The organism is Kluyvera sp. Awk 3 (assembly GCF_028069715.1).
In the GTDB taxonomy this organism is placed as follows: domain Bacteria; phylum Pseudomonadota; class Gammaproteobacteria; order Enterobacterales; family Enterobacteriaceae; genus Kluyvera; species Kluyvera georgiana_A.
On record NZ_JANEWH010000015.1, the window covers coordinates 24938 to 42479 of the forward strand.

The 17542-nt window shown below is 57.4% G+C and carries 18 protein-coding genes; 14 read left to right on the forward strand and 4 right to left on the reverse strand.

What is annotated here, in order from left to right; all coding sequences use genetic code 11:
• Positions 1–87: 87 nt before the first annotated feature.
• Positions 88–1086 carry a class 1 fructose-bisphosphatase gene (fbp, locus tag NNN71_RS05390; RefSeq protein WP_064546953.1) on the reverse strand — a complete coding sequence of 333 codons (999 nt, stop codon included), beginning with the start codon at positions 1084–1086 and terminating at the stop codon, positions 88–90.
• Between the two features lie 176 nt (positions 1087–1262).
• Between fbp and mpl the strand changes: the two genes are divergently transcribed.
• Both mpl and NNN71_RS05400 read left to right on the forward strand, forming a co-directional pair.
• The gene (gene mpl, locus NNN71_RS05395; RefSeq protein ID WP_271458030.1) at positions 1263–2630 is read left to right on the forward strand and encodes a UDP-N-acetylmuramate:L-alanyl-gamma-D-glutamyl-meso-diaminopimelate ligase; all 1368 of its coding nucleotides are present in this window, start codon (positions 1263–1265) and stop codon (positions 2628–2630) included.
• A gap of 155 nt (positions 2631–2785) precedes the next feature.
• Positions 2786–3307, forward strand: coding sequence for a GNAT family N-acetyltransferase (locus NNN71_RS05400; protein ID WP_271458031.1), 522 nt, complete (start codon positions 2786–2788; stop codon positions 3305–3307).
• A 36-nt stretch (positions 3308–3343) separates the two neighbouring features.
• Here NNN71_RS05400 and yjgA read toward each other — a convergent pair whose 3' ends face one another.
• Positions 3344–3895 (reverse strand): ribosome biogenesis factor YjgA, encoded by a 552-nt coding sequence (yjgA, locus tag NNN71_RS05405; RefSeq protein ID WP_064546960.1) that lies wholly within the window; start codon positions 3893–3895, stop codon positions 3344–3346.
• A gap of 106 nt (positions 3896–4001) precedes the next feature.
• Here yjgA and pmbA point away from each other — a divergent pair, with 106 nt between their 5' ends.
• The 12 genes from pmbA (at position 4002) to NNN71_RS05465 (ending at position 14810) form a co-directional block, all read left to right on the forward strand.
• Positions 4002–5342: a metalloprotease PmbA gene (pmbA, locus tag NNN71_RS05410; protein ID WP_163445809.1), complete on the forward strand. Its 1341-nt coding sequence runs from the start codon at positions 4002–4004 to the stop codon at positions 5340–5342.
• Between the two features lie 60 nt (positions 5343–5402).
• Positions 5403–5789, forward strand: coding sequence for a cytochrome b562 (gene cybC, locus NNN71_RS05415; RefSeq protein WP_223803431.1), 387 nt, complete (start codon positions 5403–5405; stop codon positions 5787–5789).
• A 289-nt stretch (positions 5790–6078) separates the two neighbouring features.
• The gene (locus NNN71_RS05420) at positions 6079–6417 is read left to right on the forward strand and encodes a glycine dehydrogenase (RefSeq protein WP_077248635.1); all 339 of its coding nucleotides are present in this window, start codon (positions 6079–6081) and stop codon (positions 6415–6417) included.
• A gap of 10 nt (positions 6418–6427) precedes the next feature.
• Positions 6428–6790, forward strand: a complete 363-nt coding sequence (locus tag NNN71_RS05425) for an SFCGS family glycine-rich protein (protein ID WP_004206501.1) — start codon at positions 6428–6430, stop codon at positions 6788–6790.
• Between the two features lie 2 nt (positions 6791–6792).
• Positions 6793–7092, forward strand: coding sequence for a DUF4312 family protein (locus NNN71_RS05430; protein WP_163445807.1), 300 nt, complete (start codon positions 6793–6795; stop codon positions 7090–7092).
• A 21-nt stretch (positions 7093–7113) separates the two neighbouring features.
• Positions 7114–7890 carry a DUF4311 domain-containing protein gene (locus tag NNN71_RS05435; protein ID WP_065358445.1) on the forward strand — a complete coding sequence of 259 codons (777 nt, stop codon included), beginning with the start codon at positions 7114–7116 and terminating at the stop codon, positions 7888–7890.
• A 12-nt stretch (positions 7891–7902) separates the two neighbouring features.
• Complete coding sequence (locus NNN71_RS05440; protein ID WP_065358444.1) at positions 7903–8547, forward strand: DUF4310 family protein; 645 nt, start codon at positions 7903–7905, stop codon at positions 8545–8547.
• A gap of 41 nt (positions 8548–8588) precedes the next feature.
• On the forward strand, positions 8589–9722 hold the full coding sequence (locus tag NNN71_RS05445; RefSeq protein WP_271458032.1) for an amidohydrolase/deacetylase family metallohydrolase: 1134 nt from the start codon (positions 8589–8591) through the stop codon (positions 9720–9722).
• Positions 9706–10824 carry a DgaE family pyridoxal phosphate-dependent ammonia lyase gene (locus NNN71_RS05450; protein ID WP_271458033.1) on the forward strand — a complete coding sequence of 373 codons (1119 nt, stop codon included), beginning with the start codon at positions 9706–9708 and terminating at the stop codon, positions 10822–10824. Before NNN71_RS05445 ends, NNN71_RS05450 begins: the two co-directional genes overlap by 17 nt.
• Positions 10821–11561: a 2-dehydro-3-deoxy-phosphogluconate aldolase gene (dagF, locus tag NNN71_RS05455; protein WP_163445804.1), complete on the forward strand. Its 741-nt coding sequence runs from the start codon at positions 10821–10823 to the stop codon at positions 11559–11561. Before NNN71_RS05450 ends, dagF begins: the two co-directional genes overlap by 4 nt.
• A gap of 164 nt (positions 11562–11725) precedes the next feature.
• Positions 11726–12877 (forward strand): lactonase family protein, encoded by a 1152-nt coding sequence (locus NNN71_RS05460; RefSeq protein WP_271458034.1) that lies wholly within the window; start codon positions 11726–11728, stop codon positions 12875–12877.
• Positions 12878–12899: 22 nt separating this feature from the next.
• Positions 12900–14810: a BglG family transcription antiterminator gene (locus NNN71_RS05465; protein ID WP_271458035.1), complete on the forward strand. Its 1911-nt coding sequence runs from the start codon at positions 12900–12902 to the stop codon at positions 14808–14810.
• A gap of 17 nt (positions 14811–14827) precedes the next feature.
• On the opposite strand, the gene nrdG is transcribed toward NNN71_RS05465, so the two are convergent.
• Both nrdG and nrdD read right to left on the reverse strand, forming a co-directional pair.
• Positions 14828–15292 carry an anaerobic ribonucleoside-triphosphate reductase-activating protein gene (nrdG, locus tag NNN71_RS05470; RefSeq protein WP_163445801.1) on the reverse strand — a complete coding sequence of 155 codons (465 nt, stop codon included), beginning with the start codon at positions 15290–15292 and terminating at the stop codon, positions 14828–14830.
• A gap of 108 nt (positions 15293–15400) precedes the next feature.
• Positions 15401–17539, reverse strand: a complete 2139-nt coding sequence (gene nrdD / locus NNN71_RS05475; protein ID WP_271458036.1) for an anaerobic ribonucleoside-triphosphate reductase — start codon at positions 17537–17539, stop codon at positions 15401–15403.
• Positions 17540–17542: the final 3 nt, after the last annotated feature.

The window sequence follows — 17542 nt, forward strand, 5'->3', positions numbered from 1 at the left end:
CTCTGCTCATGTGGCGAGGGGGAAAACCGGACGGTCCCCTCTCCCCCATGGGGAGAGGGTTAGGGTGAGGGGGCATCCTCGAGGCGATTACGCGTCCGGGAACTCACGAATAAAGCGCTCAACGTCTTCAACCATATGGTCGTTGCCGACGAAGAATGAACGGCGCTGGTGCAGGCTTTCCGGCACGATATCCAGAATACGCTCTTTACCATCGCTGGCCTTGCCGCCGGCCTGCTCCGCGAGGAACGCCATCGGGTTGCACTCATACAGCAGACGCAGCTTCCCTTCCGGGTGGCTGGCGGTGCTTGGGTACAGGTAGATGCCGCCTTTCAGCAGGTTGCGGTGGAAATCGGCCACCAGAGAACCGATGTAGCGTGAAGTGTACGGGCGCTGCGTGGACTTATCTTCTTCCTGGCAGAACTTGATGTACTTCTTCACCCCGTTCGGGAATTTGATGTAGTTACCTTCGTTGATCGAGTAAGTGCTGCCGCGCTGCGGGAAGCGCATGCGCTCCTGACACAGGCAGAACACGCCCAGCGACGGGTCGTAGGTAAAGGCATGCACGCCACAGCCGGTGGTGTACACCAGCATGGTGGAAGAACCGTAAACCACATAACCGGCGGCTACCTGACGGTTACCCGGTTGCAGGAAGTCTTCTTCGGTAACCGGCGTGCCGACGGGTGTTACGCGGCGGTAGATAGAGAAGATGGTGCCGACAGAAACGTTAACGTCGATATTAGATGAGCCATCCAGCGGGTCCATCAGGACCACGTATTTCGCGTGCTCGCAGCCGTCGAAGACGACGATTTCGTCTTCCTCTTCGGAGGCGATACCGGCGACGATGTCACGTGCACGCAGCGCAGCTTTCAGTTTCTCGTTCGCGAACAGATCGAGCTTTTGTTGTACTTCTCCCTGTACGTTTTCAGCGCCGCTGGCACCCAGGATATCGACCAGACCGGCCTTATTGATATCGCGGTGGATGATCTTAGCACCTAACTTTATTGCCGACAGCAAAGCAGTGAGCTCACCGGTTGCGTGGGAGAACTCGTGCTGCTTCTCGACAATAAATTCACCTAACGTTTTCATAACACTTTCCCTGACAGTGGATGTTGAGTAAAACGGCTGCAACAATACTAACAAAGAATAAAAAAAATACGCACAGGTGAATCGCGCCAGCAAACTACGGAATATCCTGAAATGCATTTCTCTGCCGGCAAACATATGAGTAAAATGCGGGGCAGATAAAAAAAGGATAGTGACGTATGCGCATTCATATTTTGGGTATTTGTGGCACTTTCATGGGCGGTCTGGCAATGCTGGCTCGTTCGCTGGGTCACGAAGTCACGGGTTCGGATGCCAATGTGTATCCCCCGATGAGCACGCTGCTTGAAAAGCAAGGCATTGATTTAATTCAGGGCTATGACGCCAGCCAGCTTGATCCGCAGCCAGACCTGGTCATCATCGGCAACGCCATGACGCGCGGTAACCCGTGCGTGGAAGCGGTGCTGGAGAAGAACATTCCGTATATGTCCGGCCCGCAGTGGCTGCACGATTTCGTGCTGCGCGACCGTTGGGTTGTGGCGGTTGCCGGTACCCACGGTAAAACCACCACCGCCGGTATGGCGACCTGGATCCTCGAAGAGTGCGGCTACAAGCCGGGCTTCGTCATTGGCGGCGTGCCGGGTAACTTCGAGGTTTCCGCGCGCTTGGGCGACAGCCCGTTCTTCGTGATTGAAGCCGATGAATACGACTGCGCCTTCTTCGATAAGCGTTCCAAATTCGTGCATTACTGCCCGCGCACCCTGATCCTCAACAACCTTGAGTTCGATCACGCGGACATCTTCGACGATCTGAAAGCTATCCAGAAACAGTTCCACCACCTGGTGCGCATCGTGCCGGGTCAGGGCCGTATCATCCTGCCGGAGAACGACGCAAACCTGAAGCAGGTGATGGCGATGGGCTGCTGGAGCGAGCAGGAGCTGGTGGGCGAGCAGGGCCACTGGCAGGCGAAAAAGCTGAACACCGACGCCTCCGAGTGGGAAGTGCTGCTCGACGGTGAAAAGGTCGGTGAAGTGAAGTGGGGCCTGGTGGGCGAACACAACATGCACAACGGCCTGATGGCAATTGCCGCCGCGCGTCATGTCGGCGTGACGCCTGCTGACGCCGCCAATGCGCTGGGCAGCTTTATCAACGCCCGTCGCCGCCTGGAGCTGCGCGGTGAAGCCAACGGCGTGTGTGTTTACGATGACTTCGCGCATCACCCGACCGCGATTCTTGCCACGCTGCAAGCGCTGCGCGGCAAAGTGGGCGGTACCGCGAAGATTATCGCCGTGCTGGAACCGCGCTCGAACACCATGAAAATGGGCGTCTGCAAAGACGACCTCGCGCCGTCTCTGGGCCGTGCGGATGAAGTGTTCCTGCTTCAGCCACAGCATATTCCATGGCAGGTGGCGGAAGTGGCGGAAGCCTGCGTGCAGCCAGCCCACTGGAGCGCCGACGTTGACACGCTGGCGGATATGATCGTCAAAAGCGCCGAGCCGGGCGACCATATTCTGGTGATGAGCAACGGCGGGTTTGGCGGTATTCATCAGAAGCTGCTGGAAAGGCTGGAAAAGAAAGCTCAGCACTAAACGGCTGAGCTGGGCCCCTCACCCTAACCCTCTCCCCACAGGGGAGAGGGGACCGAACGAGCAGCGAGCACGATTGGTTTTCTCCCTCGCCCCTTGGGGAGAGGGCCGGGGTGAGGGGGCTCGCTCAATACAACACTCTCCCTCGGTACCCAAACATGCTCACCGCCAAAAAAATCACGACCACCGACTCCCCCTTATTCCCTCCGCTCGATGCCCTCTATACCCACGCCTTTCCGTGGCACGAACAGCGCGAACTCCCCGCCAAACAGCGCGCACTCCACGACCCGCACTACGCGCTGGAAGCGTGGTTCGACGGTGAGCTATTCATCGGGATGAGCGGGACATGGGCATTTGACGGCTATATCTACATTGAACATCTGGCCGTTGACAGCAGCCTGCGCTCACAGGGCTACGGTAAGCGCCTGCTGGGGCAGATTCTTAAGCGCGCGCCGACAACGATTCTGGAAATCGACCCGCTGACCACCGAGATTGCCCATAAACGTCTGCGTTTTTATGAGGGGATGGGGTTCTTCGCTAACCCGTGGCCGCATACGCACCCGACCTATCACGCCGGTATCGCCGATCACGCATTAATTGTGCTGAGCTATCCGCAGCCGATTGACGAGGCGCAGTACCAGCGTTTCAACGATGATTTACGTCGGGTGGTGATGGCATAAAAAAATACCCTCACGAAGAGGGCATTTTACGGAAGCTTATTCCTGGTTTTCAGACAGCTCGCGCAGATACTGGAAGATCTGGCGGGAAGATTTCGGCGGCTTGTTGCCGGCTTTTTCTTTCCTGGCGTTACGCACCAGCGAACGCAGCTGTTGGCGATCGGCGGCAGGCCACAGGTTCATCACTTCTTCGATGGCTTCATCGCTACCGTCGACCATACGATCGCGTAGTTGCTCCAGCTTGTGGAACACAACCACCTGCTGGTTGTGACGGTTTTTCAGCTTATCCAGCGCCTGACGGTAAGGTTCAACGTCACGCTGACGCAGCATTTTACCAATCAGCTGCAGCTGGCGGCGGCGGCCTTCCATCTTAATGCGCTGCGCCAGTTCAATGGCGGCGCGCAGGTCGGCGTCCAGCGGGATTTTATCCAGCGCGTTCTTACCGAGCTCAACCAGTTCTACCCCAAGCTTTTTCAGCTCTTCGGCATCACGTTTAATTTCACTCTTGCTGACCCAGATAATTTCATCATCTTCGTCCTCGATATCATCACCGGGGACTTCGTCGAGCCAGTCTTCGGGCTGCTTTGTCATTTCAGGCTCCTTAAAAAAGAGGCTAATACTAACAGCTTGAGCGCATACTGAGAAAGGGTTCTCTGTTAGACTTCATTTAACTTTACCTCAGATTATGGCTTAGACGATGAAAGTGATCACACAAGTTGCGGAACAACGTATTGCGCTGGAAAAAGCGGTCTCCACGGCACTCGAGCTGGCAGCCGCTCAATCGGACGGCGCGGAAGTCGCGGTCAGTAAGACCACCGGTATCAGCGTCAGCACGCGCTACGGTGAAGTTGAAAACGTCGAATTCAACAGCGATGGCGCGCTGGGCATCACCGTTTATCACCAGAATCGTAAAGGCAGCGCCTCCTCTACAGACCTGAGCCCGGACGCCATCGCCCGTACCGTACAGGCGGCGCTGGATATTGCCCGCTACACCTCGCCGGACCCGTGCGCGGGCGTGGCGGACAAAGAACTGCTGGCCTTTGATGCGCCGGATCTTGACCTGTTCCACCCGGCGGAAGTCTCCCCGGATGAAGCGATTGAACTGGCGGCCCGCGCTGAGCAGGCTTCCCTGAACGTCGACAAACGTATCACCAACACCGAAGGCGGCAGCTTCAACAGCCATTACGGCATTAAAGTGTTCGGCAACAGCCACGGTATGTTGCAGAGCTACAGCTCAACCCGTCATTCCCTTTCCAGCTGCGTGATTGCCGAAGCGAACGGCGACATGGAGCGTGATTACGCTTACACCATTGGCCGCGCGCTGGGCGACCTGAAGTCTCCGGAATGGGTCGGCGAAGAGTGCGCGCGTCGTACCCTGTCGCGCCTGGAACCGCGCAAACTCTCCACCATGCAGGCGCCGGTCATTTTCGCTAATGAAGTGGCGACCGGGCTGTTCGGTCACCTGGTCGGCGCGATTGCCGGTGGCTCGGTGTACCGTAAATCGACCTTCCTGCTGGACTCGCTGGGCAAGCAAATTCTGCCGGAATGGCTGACCATTGAAGAGCATCCGCATCTGCTGAAAGGGCTGGCTTCGACGCCGTTCGACAGCGAAGGCGTGCGTACCGAACGTCGCGACATTATTAAAGACGGTATCCTGACCCAGTGGCTGCTGACCAACTACTCCGCGCGCAAGCTGGGCCTCAAGAGCACCGGTCACGCGGGCGGCATCCACAACTGGCGCATCAAGGGCCGCGGCCTGAGTTTTGAAAAGTTGCTTAAAGAGATGGGTACGGGTCTTGTCGTCACCGAACTGATGGGGCAGGGTGTTAGCGGCATCACCGGCGACTACTCGCGCGGTGCCTCAGGTTTCTGGGTGGAGAACGGTGAAATTCAGTATCCGGTGAGCGAAATCACCATCGCGGGCAACCTGAAAGATATGTGGCGCAATATTGTCACCATCGCCGACGATATTGAGACACGGAGTAACATCCAATGTGGTTCCGTACTGTTGCCGGAGATGAAAATCGCCGGGCAGTAATCACGTGTTGGGCGCATCCTGCTGCGCCCGTTCGCTTAAATAATAAAAAGGAAGTGAGCAATGCGTAAAAAACTGGTAGCGATGCTGGCGGTCTCCGCGCTGGCACTGGGTTCGGCTTCAGCGTTCGCCGACCTGGGTGAAGATATGGACACCCTGGCAGAAAATCTGCAGGTGGTGCAGAAAACCTCCGACGCGGGTGAACTGAAAGCGGCGCTGACGAAGATGCGCACCGCAGCAGAAGACGCCAAAAAAGAGACCCCGCCGAAGCTGGAAGGCAAAGCGGCTGACAGCGCGGAAATGAAAGACTATCGTCATGGCATGGATACGCTGATTGGTCAGATTGACGGCGCGCTGAAGCTGGCGAACGAGGGCAAAGTGAAAGAGGCCCAGGCCGCTGCGGAAGAGTTCAAAACCACCCGCAACGAGAACCACAAGAAGTTCCGCTAACGCCTTTTCCGGAAGGTGTCGCCCGATGCCTTCCGTCTTTCTCCCCCGTAAAACTTCATCGATATCACACTTTTCACCTTCATTTTGCCATTCGTCTTTCCAATGACCTTGTCCCTCAGACGTGACATTCATCACGCGAATATATCGAAATCGTTATTTTCGTGGCGAATGTGTGAATCCGATCACTCAGGCCGTCTACCTTTCCACTTCGAAGTGGAAAACAACTCGCTACAAACTCCCATCCCCCGGCGTTAGGTTTATCCCCAGAGACATTAGCGGGGTAACACGAGTGAATAACGGAGCGGTAATACACGACGCAGGGGAGCAGGCGCTACAGACCGAACGGCTGGCCGACAAAATGTTGCAGCAGGTGTTCGCACTGTTACGCCGCCGCGATATCACCCCTAACGATGTGCAGGAGCAAATGCTGACCTCCCACGTGCGGGCCATGGCCCACCGGTCAATCAGCGGCGAGCCGCTACCGGAAGTGGATGCCAGCCTGTTTGAAGAGATTTCTGACGATTCAATGATGCTTGCCCGCGAAGTGGTCGCGGCGTTTGGCAACCTGCCTGATGAAGAGGCCTGGCTGCTGTCCGTTCACTTCGAAGTAGCAAAAGACAACCTGTAAGGAGCAACAAATGGAACAGATCACCGTAGTAATTGGCGACCGCCTGGGTAAAGGACAAAAAGTTGCCGCTGGCGCGGAAAAAGCCGGTGCTCGTGCAGTGGTGGTACCGGGCGTGGCCGCCGATATGAAGCTGGGCGACATGATGAAGGCCGAGAACGCGACCTTCGGTATCTCCTTCTGCGGCAGCGGTGGTGCGGGGGCTATCACCGCGCAGACCAAATATGGCTACAAGGCGAAATACGGCATGCGTTCGGTGGAAGAGGGCGTGACTGCCATCAACGAAGGCTGCAACGTGCTGGGCTTCGGCTTTATGGACAAAGAAGAGCTGGGCGAACGCCTGGTCGAGGCCTGGAAGAAGAAGTACGGCGCTTGAGTATGAAAGAGCAATTCACCACCACTGTGAGGGTCACGGGCAAAGGCGAGAGCAAAACACGGGCGTTCGCCGATGCCCTGAACCACGTGCAGGCTGCGGTGATGAAAACATCATCGCATATCTTACTGCGTATTGAGCCACAGGATGTGCAGGTTGTTCATGCGCGCGAAGCGGTACGAAAAGAGGCGTTCTTATTCTTCTTTTTACGCCGTGAACGACGAGCGTACAGCGTGGAGCTGGACGTTACCGTCAACGTGACCGCCATTGATATCGATAAAGTGGATTTCGTCACGCAAACCTGATTTTTACCAAAGGGTCAGACTATGTTCCTGATAATTTTAATAAAATCGCTCATCATCGGCGGCCTGGTTGGCGTCGGCGTGGGCGCCGGAGCGGCACGCATGTTTCACGCGCCCACCACGCAGGGGATGGGGGCGTTTCGTACCTTGGGCGAGCTGAACTCCTGTGAAGGCGATCCGGCTTCCCACTTCTCGTTTGGCCTCGGTTTCTTCTTTAACGCCTGGGCTTCTTCCGTTGCAGCAGGCTCCTTCACCCAGGACGTTGACCACCGCATTATCCCGAACTGGGGCGCGGCGGCGCTGATGATCAAAAACCGCAACGTCGGTGAGACGCTGCATGACCCACGCAAAATGGCGATTGCCTGCGGCATCATCGGCATGATTGTCGTGGCCTTCCTTAACCTGACGGCCTCTTCCGTTCCGCAGGCGTTGCAGGTCACTGCCGTGAAGGTGCTGGTTCCGGCGGCCAACCTGCTGGTCAACACCGTGATGCCAGTTATCTTCTGGCTGGCGGCGATTGATGCCGGTAAGAAATCAGGCTTCTGGGCCACCATCTTCGGCGGCGCGGCGCAGCTGATTATGGGTAACGCCGTACCGGGTCTGGTACTGGGCATTCTGATTGGTAAGGGCGTTGAAGAGAGCGGCTGGCATCGCGTCACCAAAGTGATGATGGGCGCCATCGTTGCGCTGTTCGTCCTGAGCGCCTTCTTCCGCGGTTTCGACATGAAGATGATTGAATCCTTCCACCTGACCGTACCGAACTGGCTGGATCTGATCCACAGCTCAATCAGCGGCAAATAACGGGAGCCTGACATGGAACAAAATAAAGGTTTTTGGTATGCCGACTGGTCGTTCCCGATCTTCGTTGGCCTGCTCTCCTCCGGCGTGTTTGCCGGGACGCATATGTACTACCTCTACGGCATTGGTGCCTTCAACGAAGTGGCCTTCGTGGCGATGCTTAAAGCCGGGATTGATACCGGGGCTTACGGCGCGGTGGCCGCGTTCGGCGCGAGCTTCCTGTTTGCCCGAATCATTGAAGGTTCGCTGGTGGGGATTCTGGACATTGGCGGCGCGATTCAGACCGGCGTGGGCCTCGGCGTTCCGGCGCTGCTGCTCGGCGCGGGCATCATGTTCCCGGTGACCAACTTTATCGCCTCCCTGATTACCGGGCTGGTGATTGGTCTGGCGATTGGCTACATCATCATTCTGGCGCGTAAATTCACCATCAACCAGAGCGATTCCACCTACGGGGCCGACGTGATGATGGGTGCGGGTAACGCCTCCGGCCGCTTCCTTGGCCCGTTGATTATCCTCAGCGCGATGACCGCCTCGATTCCCATCGGCATCGGTTCTCTGGTTGGCGCACTGCTGTTTTACATCTGGCAGAAGCCGATCACCGGCGGCGCGATCCTGGGGGCGATGATCCTCGGTTCCATCTTCCCGGTAGCGATTAGCTAAACCCTGCGGGCGCGCGGCGCCCGCCTTAACAGGAGAGAGATATGTTTGATTTACTCCTGCGCCGTGCGCGCCTCGTCGACGATACCCTGACTGATATCGCCATCAAGGACGGTTCAATCGCGGCGCTGGGCGAGATTAGCGCGCCTGCCCATAAAACCATTGCGCTGGACGGGAAATACTACGCCAGCGCTGGCTGGATTGACTCCCACGTCCACTGCTACCCGAACTCACCGATTTATCACGACGAACCGGACAGCGTCGGTATCGCTACCGGCGTCACCACCGTGATTGATGCAGGCAGTACCGGCGCGGATGACGTGGACGATTTCTACCAGTTGACCCGCAAAGCTGCGACCGACGTCTATGCGCTGCTCAACATCTCCCGCGTGGGGCTGATTGCCCAAAACGAACTGGCCAATATGGCCAATATCGATGCGGAAGCGGTGAAGCAGGCGGTGGCGCGCCACCCGGACTTTATCGTCGGCCTGAAAGCGCGCATGAGCAGCAGCGTGGTCGGCGAAAACGGCATCACGCCGCTGGCGCGTGGCAAAGCCATCCAGCAAGAAAACGGCGACCTGCCGCTGATGGTGCACATTGGCAACAACCCGCCGAACCTCGATGAAATCGCCGAACTGCTGAGCGCTGGCGACATCATCACCCACTGCTACAACGGCAAACCGAACCGCATTCTCACCCCGCAAGGGGAGTTGCGGGGCTCTATCGTGCGTGCGCTGAAGCGCGGTGTACGGCTCGATGTCGGTCACGGCACCGCCAGCTTCAGCTTTGAGGTGGCGCGCCGGGCGATTGCGATGGGTATTCTGCCGCACACCATCAGTTCTGATATCTACTGCCGCAACCGTATCGACGGCCCGGTACGCTCGCTGGCGCTGGTGATGTCGAAATTTCTCGCCATCGGTATGTCGCTGCCGCAGGTGATTGATTGCGTGACCTGTCATGCCGCTGAGGGTTTACGCCTGACGCACAAAGGACGACTGGCAGTCGGTTACGACGCGGATATCACGCTGTTTACCCTCGCGCAGACGCCAACGGTGCTGGTGGATGCCGAAAAAGAGAGCCTTCAGGCTGACAAGATTCTGCTGCCGCTTGCTGCGATTCGCGCGGGCAAGGGCTATTTGACCGAACAAGGGAGCGCGGAAAATGCCTTCAATTTTTGAAAAATACGATTTAAAGCAAGTGATTAACACCTCCGGCCGCATGACCGCACTCGGCGTCTCTACGCCGCGCCCGGAAGTGGTGGAAGCCGCGATGGCGGGCATGAACCAGTACTTTGAGATGAAAGATCTGGTGAATAAAACCGGTGCCTATATTGCGAAGCTGCTGGATGTTGAAGGGGCGACCGTGGTGTCCTGCGCGTCCGCCGGTATTGCGCAATCCGTGGCGGCGGTGCTGGTGAAAGACAGCGACTGGCTGCTGGAAAACCTGCATGTCACCCCGATTGAGAACAACGAAATCGTGCTGCCGAAAGGCCACAACGTCAACTTCGGCGCGCCGGTCGGCACCATGGTGGCGCTGGGCGGCGGCAAGCTGGTGGAAGCGGGTTATGCCAACGAATGTTCTGCCGACCAGCTGGCGGCGGCGATTACCCCGCGTACGGCGGCCATTCTGTATATCAAGTCTCACCACTGCGTGCAGAAAAGCATGCTTAACGTGGCGCAGGCCGCCAGCGTGGCGCGTAGCCATAACCTGCCGCTGATCGTTGATGCGGCGGCGGAAGAGGATCTGCATGCCTACTATCGTGCGGGGGCGGATCTGGTTATCTACAGCGGGGCGAAGGCGATCGAAGGGCCAACCAGTGGTCTGGTGATTGGTAAAACCCAATACGTCGAGTGGGTGAAGCGCCAGTCGATGGGCATTGGACGTGCCATGAAGGTCGGTAAAGAAGGCATTCTGGGCCTGACCTGCGCCATTGAGCACTATCTGACGGCGACCAAAGAGAGCGGTGAAGAGATGGTGGAGAAAATGACACCGTTTATTAACCAGCTCAACACGCTCAACGGCGTCACCGCCCGCGTGGTGTGGGATAGCGCGGGCCGCGATATCGCCCGTGCGGAAATTAAATTTGATGAAGCGGCGACCGGCGTGAATACCGGTGATCTGGTGCAGGCGCTGAAGCAGGGCGAATACGCCATCTACTTCCGTGGCTATAAGGCCAATGAAGGCATTATCGAAGCTGATGTCCGCAGCGTGGATGCGCAGCAGTTAGCGATTGTTGCTCGCCGTATTGCAGAAGTTCTGAACAAGGAGAATCACGCATGAAACTGACCCCAAACTTTTACCGTGACCGCGTCTGCCTGAACGTGCTGGCCGGTAGCAAAGATAACGCCAGCGAGATTTATGAAGCGGCGGAAGGTCATGTGCTGGTGGGCGTGCTCTCCAAAAACTATCCGGACATCGCCAGCGCGGTGGCCGATATGCGCGAATACGCAAAGCGGATTGATAACGCGCTCTCCGTCGGGCTGGGCGCGGGCGACCCGAACCAGTCGGCGATGGTCAGTGAAATCTCCCGTCAGGTGCAGCCGCAGCACGTTAACCAGGTCTTCACCGGCGTGGCGACCAGCCGCGCGCTGTTAGGGCAGAACGAGACCGTGGTCAACGGCCTGGTCTCCCCAACCGGCACCGTCGGCATGGTTAAGATCTCCACCGGCCCGCTGTCCAGCAACGCACCGGACGGTATCGTGCCGCTGGAAACCGCGATTGCCCTGTTGAAAGACATGGGCGGCAGCTCGATTAAGTACTTCCCGATGGGCGGCCTGAAGCACCGTGATGAGTTTATTGCGGTGGCGCAAGCCTGCGCGCGCCATGATTTCTGGCTGGAACCGACCGGCGGGATCGATCTGGAAAACTACGGCGAGATCCTGAAAATTGCGCTGGATGCGGGGGTAAGCAAAATTATCCCGCATATTTACAGCTCAATCATTGATAAAGACAGCGGCAATACGCGTCCGGCGGACGTGCGTCGGCTGCTGGAGATGACTAAACAGCTTGTTAAGTAGTGCCGATAGCCCCTCACCCCGATCCTCTCCCCACAGGGGAGAGGGAGAAAACCAACCGTGCCTTTGGCGCCTATCGTGCGTAAAAGTACCGAATGGTCCCCTCGCCCCTTTGGGGAGAGGGTTAGGGTGAGGGGAAAAACCCACCGAACCATCAAGGAGTCACCATGCCAACCGCTCGTCATCTGCTTGTTGCTTCACTCTCTTTGCTTGCTACCACGGTTACCGCCCAAACCCAGTATGCCTGGGTCGGCACCTACAATCCCAATGGCGAAGGTCTATACCGTTTTACGCTGGATGGTAAGACTGGCGCGCTACACGATAAAGCGCTGGTGAGTTCACTGCCCAACGTCGCGCAGCTTACCGTCAGCCCTGACGGCAAGACGCTGTATGCCGCCAGTGAGGTGGAAAAAGGCGTGGTGCAGGCGTGGAGTATCGCCGCGAACGGCGAGCTTAAAAGCCTGAATCAGGTGGCCTCCGGCGGCGCGGGGCCGGTCTATCTCTCCTTGACGCCGGATGGTCGTCATCTTCTGGTCGCCAACTACGTGAGCGGGTCGATCGCGGTGCTGCCGGTGAAAGAGGACGGTAGTTTGGGCGAGGCGGTAGATGTGCATCAGGATCAGGGCCCGGCTGGCGCGGCGCGCCCAGCAGCCGCAGCGGAGGGGAGTTTTGCCATCAGCGATCATAACGGCCCGCACGCGCACATGGTTGCCAGCGATCCGAGCGGTCAGTTTGTGTATTCCACCGATTTGGGGCTGGACCGCATCTACCAGTATCGTATGGACCGCGCCAGCGGCAAGCTGACGCCGAACGATCCGCCGTTTATCGCCGCATCCTCGGCAGGGGCCGGGCCGCGACATTTTGTCTTTACGCCAGCAGGTGATGGACTATGGTTGATTAATGAAGAATCCTCCACGCTGACCTTTTATCACCTCGATAAACTAAGCGGCCAGCTGCGCGAAGGCAAGACGGTTTCAGCGTTGCCAAAAGAGTACAAAGGCACCAGCTTTGCCGCAGGGCTGGTGTTAAGCCAGGACGGCAAGCAGCTGTATGTCGCCAATCGCCTCCACAACAGCATCGCTCACTTCACCGTGATGGCCGACGGCAGCCTGTCGCACCAGGAAGATATCTGGACGCGTGGCGACTATCCACGAACGCTAACGCTTGATAAGCAAGGACATTGGCTATATGTCATGAATCAGCGTAGCGATAATATTACTCGCTTTAGCGTGGCGCCGAAGGACGGCAAGCTGACGTTTTCACCGGACTATACGCCGGTTGGCAGCCCGTCTCAGATGGTGATTTCCACGCAACCTTAAGCCGTAACATGAAGGAACCGACATGCGATTTCCCAACCAACGTTTAGCGCAACTCTTTACCCTGCTGCAAAACGAAACGCTGCCCCAGGATGAGCTGGCGCAGCGGCTGTCGGTCTCAACCCGTACCGTACGCGCCGATATCACTGCGCTTAATGCGCTTTTGATGCATTACGGCGCGCAGTTTGTGCTGACGCGGGGCAGCGGCTATCAGCTAAAAATCGACGATCCCACGCGCTATCAAACGCTGGAAGAGAGTGCGCCGAAAACGCAGCATATCCCGCGTACCGCTCAGGATCGCGTGCACTTTTTGCTGGTGCGCTTTTTAACGTCGGCGTTCTCCATCAAGCTTGAGGATCTGGCTGACTCGTGGTTTGTCAGCCGCGCCACGTTGCAGAGCGATATGGTCGACGTACGCGAGCATTTTCAGCGCTATCAGCTGACGCTGGAGACGCGTCCGCGTCACGGCATGAAGCTGTTCGGCAGCGAAGTCTCTATTCGCGCTTGCCTGACCGATCTTCTGTGGGAGCTAAGCCAGCAGGGGCCGCTGAACCCGCTGATTCGTGAAGAGGCGTTTGATGCCAGTGTGCCAACCCTGCTGGAAGGCACGCTGCAGGAGATGTTAACCCGTCACCATGTGCGTCTGACCGATGCGGGCGAACGTTTTATTTGTCTGTATGGTGCGGTGGCGGTACGCCGCGTACGCGACGGGTATCCGTTGGCGGATTTCAGCGCGGAAGATGTGGCGCAAAACGTGCGCGATGTCGCCCATGATTTCGCCAATACTCTGCAACAACTGGCAGGGAAAGGTTTTTCGCCGGCGGAAGAGGAGTGGCTGTGCGTGCACCTTGCTGCCCGCCAGGTGCAGGACGTCGACCCGGAAACCATTAGCGCTGACGATGACGAGGCGCTGGTGAACTACATTCTTAGCTATATTAATCAGCAATATAACTACAATCTACTGGACGACGCCCAGCTGCATGCCGACCTGCTGACCCATATCAAAACCATGATTACCCGGGTGCGTTACCAGATAATGATCCCCAACCCGTTGCTCGATAACATCAAGCAGCACTATCCCATGGCCTGGGACATGACGCTGGCGGCCGTCTCCAGTTGGGGAAAATATACGCCGTACGCCATCAGTGAAAACGAGATTGGTTTTCTGGTGCTGCATATTGGCGTCGGGCTGGAGCGCCACTACAACATTGGCTATCAACGTCAGCCGCAGGTGCTGCTGGTCTGCGATGCGGGTAACGCGATGGTGCGGATGATTGAAGCTATTTTGCAGCGTAAATATCCGCAGGTAGAAATTGGCGCCACGCTCTCCCAGCGCGAGTACGAACAGCGGGCGACAGTGGCGGAAGATTTCGTCATCTCGACGGTACGTATTAGCGAAAAAGATAAACCCGTGATCACGATTGCGCCGTTCCCCACCGACTATCAGCTGGACCAAATCGGTAAGCTGGTGCTGGTGGACCGTACCCGCCCATTTATGCTCAACAAATACTTCGATGAAGCGCATTTCCGCGTGATAGACGCGCCGATGGATCGGCAAACCTTGTTTGCCGAGCTATGCCAGCAGTTGCAGCAGGAAGGTTTTGTTGATGCCGCATTCCACGCGTCGGTGGTGGAGCGTGAAGCGATTGTCAGCACCATGCTCGGCGACGGCATTGCGCTGCCGCACGCCTTAGGGCTGCTGGCGCAGAAGACCGTGGTGTATACCGTTATTGCTCCCCACGGTATCGCCTGGGGCGACGAAACCGCACACATCATCTTCCTGCTGGCGATCAGCAAAAGCGAGTATGAAGAGGCGATGGCTATCTACGATATTTTTGTCACTTTCCTGCGCGAGCGAGCGATGGCGCGCCTGGCGGCGACCCGCAGCTTTGATGAGTTTAAGGCGGTGGCGATGGAGTGCGTCAGCCGGTTTTAAACGGCTGACGAAAGCGATTAACGCAGGTGGTGAACCACCTGATTGCTGCTGCCGCGCCAGATCAGCGCCGGGTCTTTTAAATCCTGCACAAACTTACCGTCAACCAGCACGTTGATCAGGTCGACGACCTCCATCTGCGCGGCATTCAGTTCGTCAATCTTGTAGCCAGTCCATACCCAGATATCTTTGCCTGGGCATTCAGCGTGGATGCGCTTCACCAGTTTGAGGATCTCCGGCACATTTTGCGGATGCAACGGGTCGCCGCCGGAGAGCGAAATTCCCTGGCGCTTGACGCGGGTGTCGTTAAGGTCGGCGATGATGCGGTCGGCCATCTCGGCGGTGAACGGCTGGCCAGAGTTCACGCGCCAGGTGCTCTTGTTATAGCAGCCAGGGCATTCGTGAACGCAGCCGGCAACAAACAGGGTGCAGCGCGTGCCGGGGCCGTTGACGATATCAACCGGATAGTATTGATGGAAGTTCATTTTCGCGTTCCAGATTTTTGGCCGGTATACGGTCGTACAGCGAGCGGTAAAACGGTGCCCTCTCCCCTGAGGGGAGAGGGCTAGGGTGAGGGGATAAACCGCCCGGCCTTAACCGAGCTGCCCGTTACCCAGGTGCTTAACGCGGCGCTTCACTTCTTCCTGTTTACCGGCGTTGAACGGACGAGCATCCGGGCTGCCGAGGTAGCCGCACACGCGGCGGGTGACCGACACGCGAGCCGCGTCATGGTTACCGCATTTCGGGCAGGTGAAGCCTTTGCTGGTGCACTCGAACTCACCGGTAAAGCCGCACTCGTAGCATTCGTCGATCGGCGTGTTGGTGCCGTAGTACGGCACGTGCTGGTAGCTGTAGTCCCACACGTCTTCCAGCGCTTTCAGGTTGTGCTGAATGTTCGGATATTCGCCGTAGCAAATGAAGCCGCCGTTCGCCAGCGGCGGGTACGGTGCTTCAAAGTCGATTTTGTCGTACGGGTTAACTTTCTTCTCCACGTCGAGGTGGAAGCTGTTGGTGTAGTAGCCTTTGTCGGTAACGCCTTCCACCACGCCAAATTCGGCGGTGTCGAGACGGCAGAAGCGGTCGCACAGGTTTTCGCTTGGCGTGCTGTACAGGCTGAAACCGTAGCCGGTTTCCTCTTTCCACTGGTCAACGGCATCGCGCAGACGCTGAACGATCGCCACGCCTTTTTCACGCAGCATTTCGTTGTCGTACATATGCTGATTGCCGAACAGCGCGTTGATGGTCTCGTGGATACCGATGTAGCCCAGAGAGATAGAGGCACGACCGTTTTTGAAGATTTCTGAAACGTCGTCGTCGGCTTTCAGACGCACGCCGCAGGCCCCTTCCATGTAGAGGATTGGCGCGACACGGGCTTTCACCCCTTCCAGGCGAGCAATACGGGTCATCAGCGCTTTACGCGCCAGCACCAGACGTTCGTCCAGCAGTGACCAGAACGCGGCTTCATCACCTTTCGCTTCCAGCGCAATGCGCGGCAGGTTAAGGCTGATCACGCCGAGGTTGTTACGCCCATCATGCACCTGCTCGCCGTTTTCATTCTCCCACACGCCGAGGAAGCTGCGGCAGCCCATCGGAGTTTTAAACGAACCGGTGACTTTCACCACCTGATCGTAGTTGAGGATGTCCGGATACATGCGCTTGCTGGCGCACTCCAGTGCCAGCTGTTTGATGTCGTAGTTGGCATCGCCCGGCTTGTGGTTCAGGCCGTCGCGAATGGCGAACACCAGCTTCGGGAACACCGCGGTTTTGCGGTTTTTGCCGAGGCCCGCGATACGATTACGCAGAATGGACTGCTGAATCAGACGCGATTCCCAGCTGGTGCCGAGGCCGAAACCAAAGGTAACGAACGGGGTCTGGCCGTTGGCGGTATGCAGCGTGTTGACTTCATACTCCAGCGACTGGAAGGCGTCGTAGCACTCTTTCTCCGTGCGAGAACGAGCGTATTCTTCCGCGTTCGGAATCTGCCATTCGTTGGCGATTTTACGGTGCTTGTTGAAGCTTTCAGTGACGAACGGCGCCAGCACTTCATCAATGCGGTTGATGGTGGTACCGCCATAAATGTGGCTGGCGACCTGCGCGATAATCTGCGCGGTTACCGCTGTGGCGGTCGAGATGGATTTCGGCGGCTCAATTTCCGCGTTACCCATTTTGAAGCCCAGGGTCAGCATGCCTTTCAGATCGATCAGCATACAGTTGAACATCGGGAAGAACGGCGAGTAGTCGAGGTCGTGGTAGTGAATCACGCCGCGCTCGTGCGCCATGACCACGTCGTGCGGCAGCAGGTGCTGGCGAGCGTAGTGTTTGGCGACGATACCGGCCAGCAGGTCACGCTGGGTCGGGATCACTTTGCTGTCTTTGTTGGCGTTTTCGTTAAGCAGCGCCGAGTTGGTCTGCTCAACCAGACCGCGAATTTCCTGGTTCAGGCGGCCGCGCTTCTCGCGCTGGCTGTCGCGGTCATGGCGATATTCGATGTAGGCGCGAGCGAGCTGTTTGTACGGCCCGGACATCAGCTGGTTTTCAACGGCGGTCTGGATTTCGTTGATATCAACCTGCGACTGGTCCTGCATTTGTTGGCTAACGATTGCTGCGACGGTGGCGCAATAGTCTGCGTCATCGACTCCCGCTGCTTTAGCTGCACGCAGAATTGCTTCTTTGATGCGCTCTGATTTGAACGGCACTTTACAGCCATCTCGTTTCATCACATGCGGTGTCATGAT

What these genes read in the sequence shown, in the direction of transcription:
- NNN71_RS05435 (WP_065358445.1), top strand. Translation starts at nt 7,114, where the DNA reads ATGTTCCTGATAATTTTAATAAAATCGCTCATCATCGGCGGCCTGGTT.
- nrdG (WP_163445801.1), bottom strand. Translation starts at nt 15,292, where the DNA reads ATGAACTTCCATCAATACTATCCGGTTGATATCGTCAACGGCCCCGGC.
- NNN71_RS05460 (WP_271458034.1), top strand. Translation starts at nt 11,726, where the DNA reads ATGCCAACCGCTCGTCATCTGCTTGTTGCTTCACTCTCTTTGCTTGCT.
- mpl (WP_271458030.1), top strand. Translation starts at nt 1,263, where the DNA reads ATGCGCATTCATATTTTGGGTATTTGTGGCACTTTCATGGGCGGTCTG.
- fbp (WP_064546953.1), bottom strand. Translation starts at nt 1,086, where the DNA reads ATGAAAACGTTAGGTGAATTTATTGTCGAGAAGCAGCACGAGTTCTCC.
- dagF (WP_163445804.1), top strand. Translation starts at nt 10,821, where the DNA reads ATGAAACTGACCCCAAACTTTTACCGTGACCGCGTCTGCCTGAACGTG.
- nrdD (WP_271458036.1), bottom strand. Translation starts at nt 17,539, where the DNA reads ATGACACCGCATGTGATGAAACGAGATGGCTGTAAAGTGCCGTTCAAA.
- yjgA (WP_064546960.1), bottom strand. Translation starts at nt 3,895, where the DNA reads ATGACAAAGCAGCCCGAAGACTGGCTCGACGAAGTCCCCGGTGATGAT.
- NNN71_RS05445 (WP_271458032.1), top strand. Translation starts at nt 8,589, where the DNA reads ATGTTTGATTTACTCCTGCGCCGTGCGCGCCTCGTCGACGATACCCTG.
- NNN71_RS05425 (WP_004206501.1), top strand. Translation starts at nt 6,428, where the DNA reads ATGGAACAGATCACCGTAGTAATTGGCGACCGCCTGGGTAAAGGACAA.
- NNN71_RS05400 (WP_271458031.1), top strand. Translation starts at nt 2,786, where the DNA reads ATGCTCACCGCCAAAAAAATCACGACCACCGACTCCCCCTTATTCCCT.
- NNN71_RS05465 (WP_271458035.1), top strand. Translation starts at nt 12,900, where the DNA reads ATGCGATTTCCCAACCAACGTTTAGCGCAACTCTTTACCCTGCTGCAA.
- NNN71_RS05430 (WP_163445807.1), top strand. Translation starts at nt 6,793, where the DNA reads ATGAAAGAGCAATTCACCACCACTGTGAGGGTCACGGGCAAAGGCGAG.
- NNN71_RS05450 (WP_271458033.1), top strand. Translation starts at nt 9,706, where the DNA reads ATGCCTTCAATTTTTGAAAAATACGATTTAAAGCAAGTGATTAACACC.
- cybC (WP_223803431.1), top strand. Translation starts at nt 5,403, where the DNA reads ATGCGTAAAAAACTGGTAGCGATGCTGGCGGTCTCCGCGCTGGCACTG.
- pmbA (WP_163445809.1), top strand. Translation starts at nt 4,002, where the DNA reads ATGAAAGTGATCACACAAGTTGCGGAACAACGTATTGCGCTGGAAAAA.
- NNN71_RS05440 (WP_065358444.1), top strand. Translation starts at nt 7,903, where the DNA reads ATGGAACAAAATAAAGGTTTTTGGTATGCCGACTGGTCGTTCCCGATC.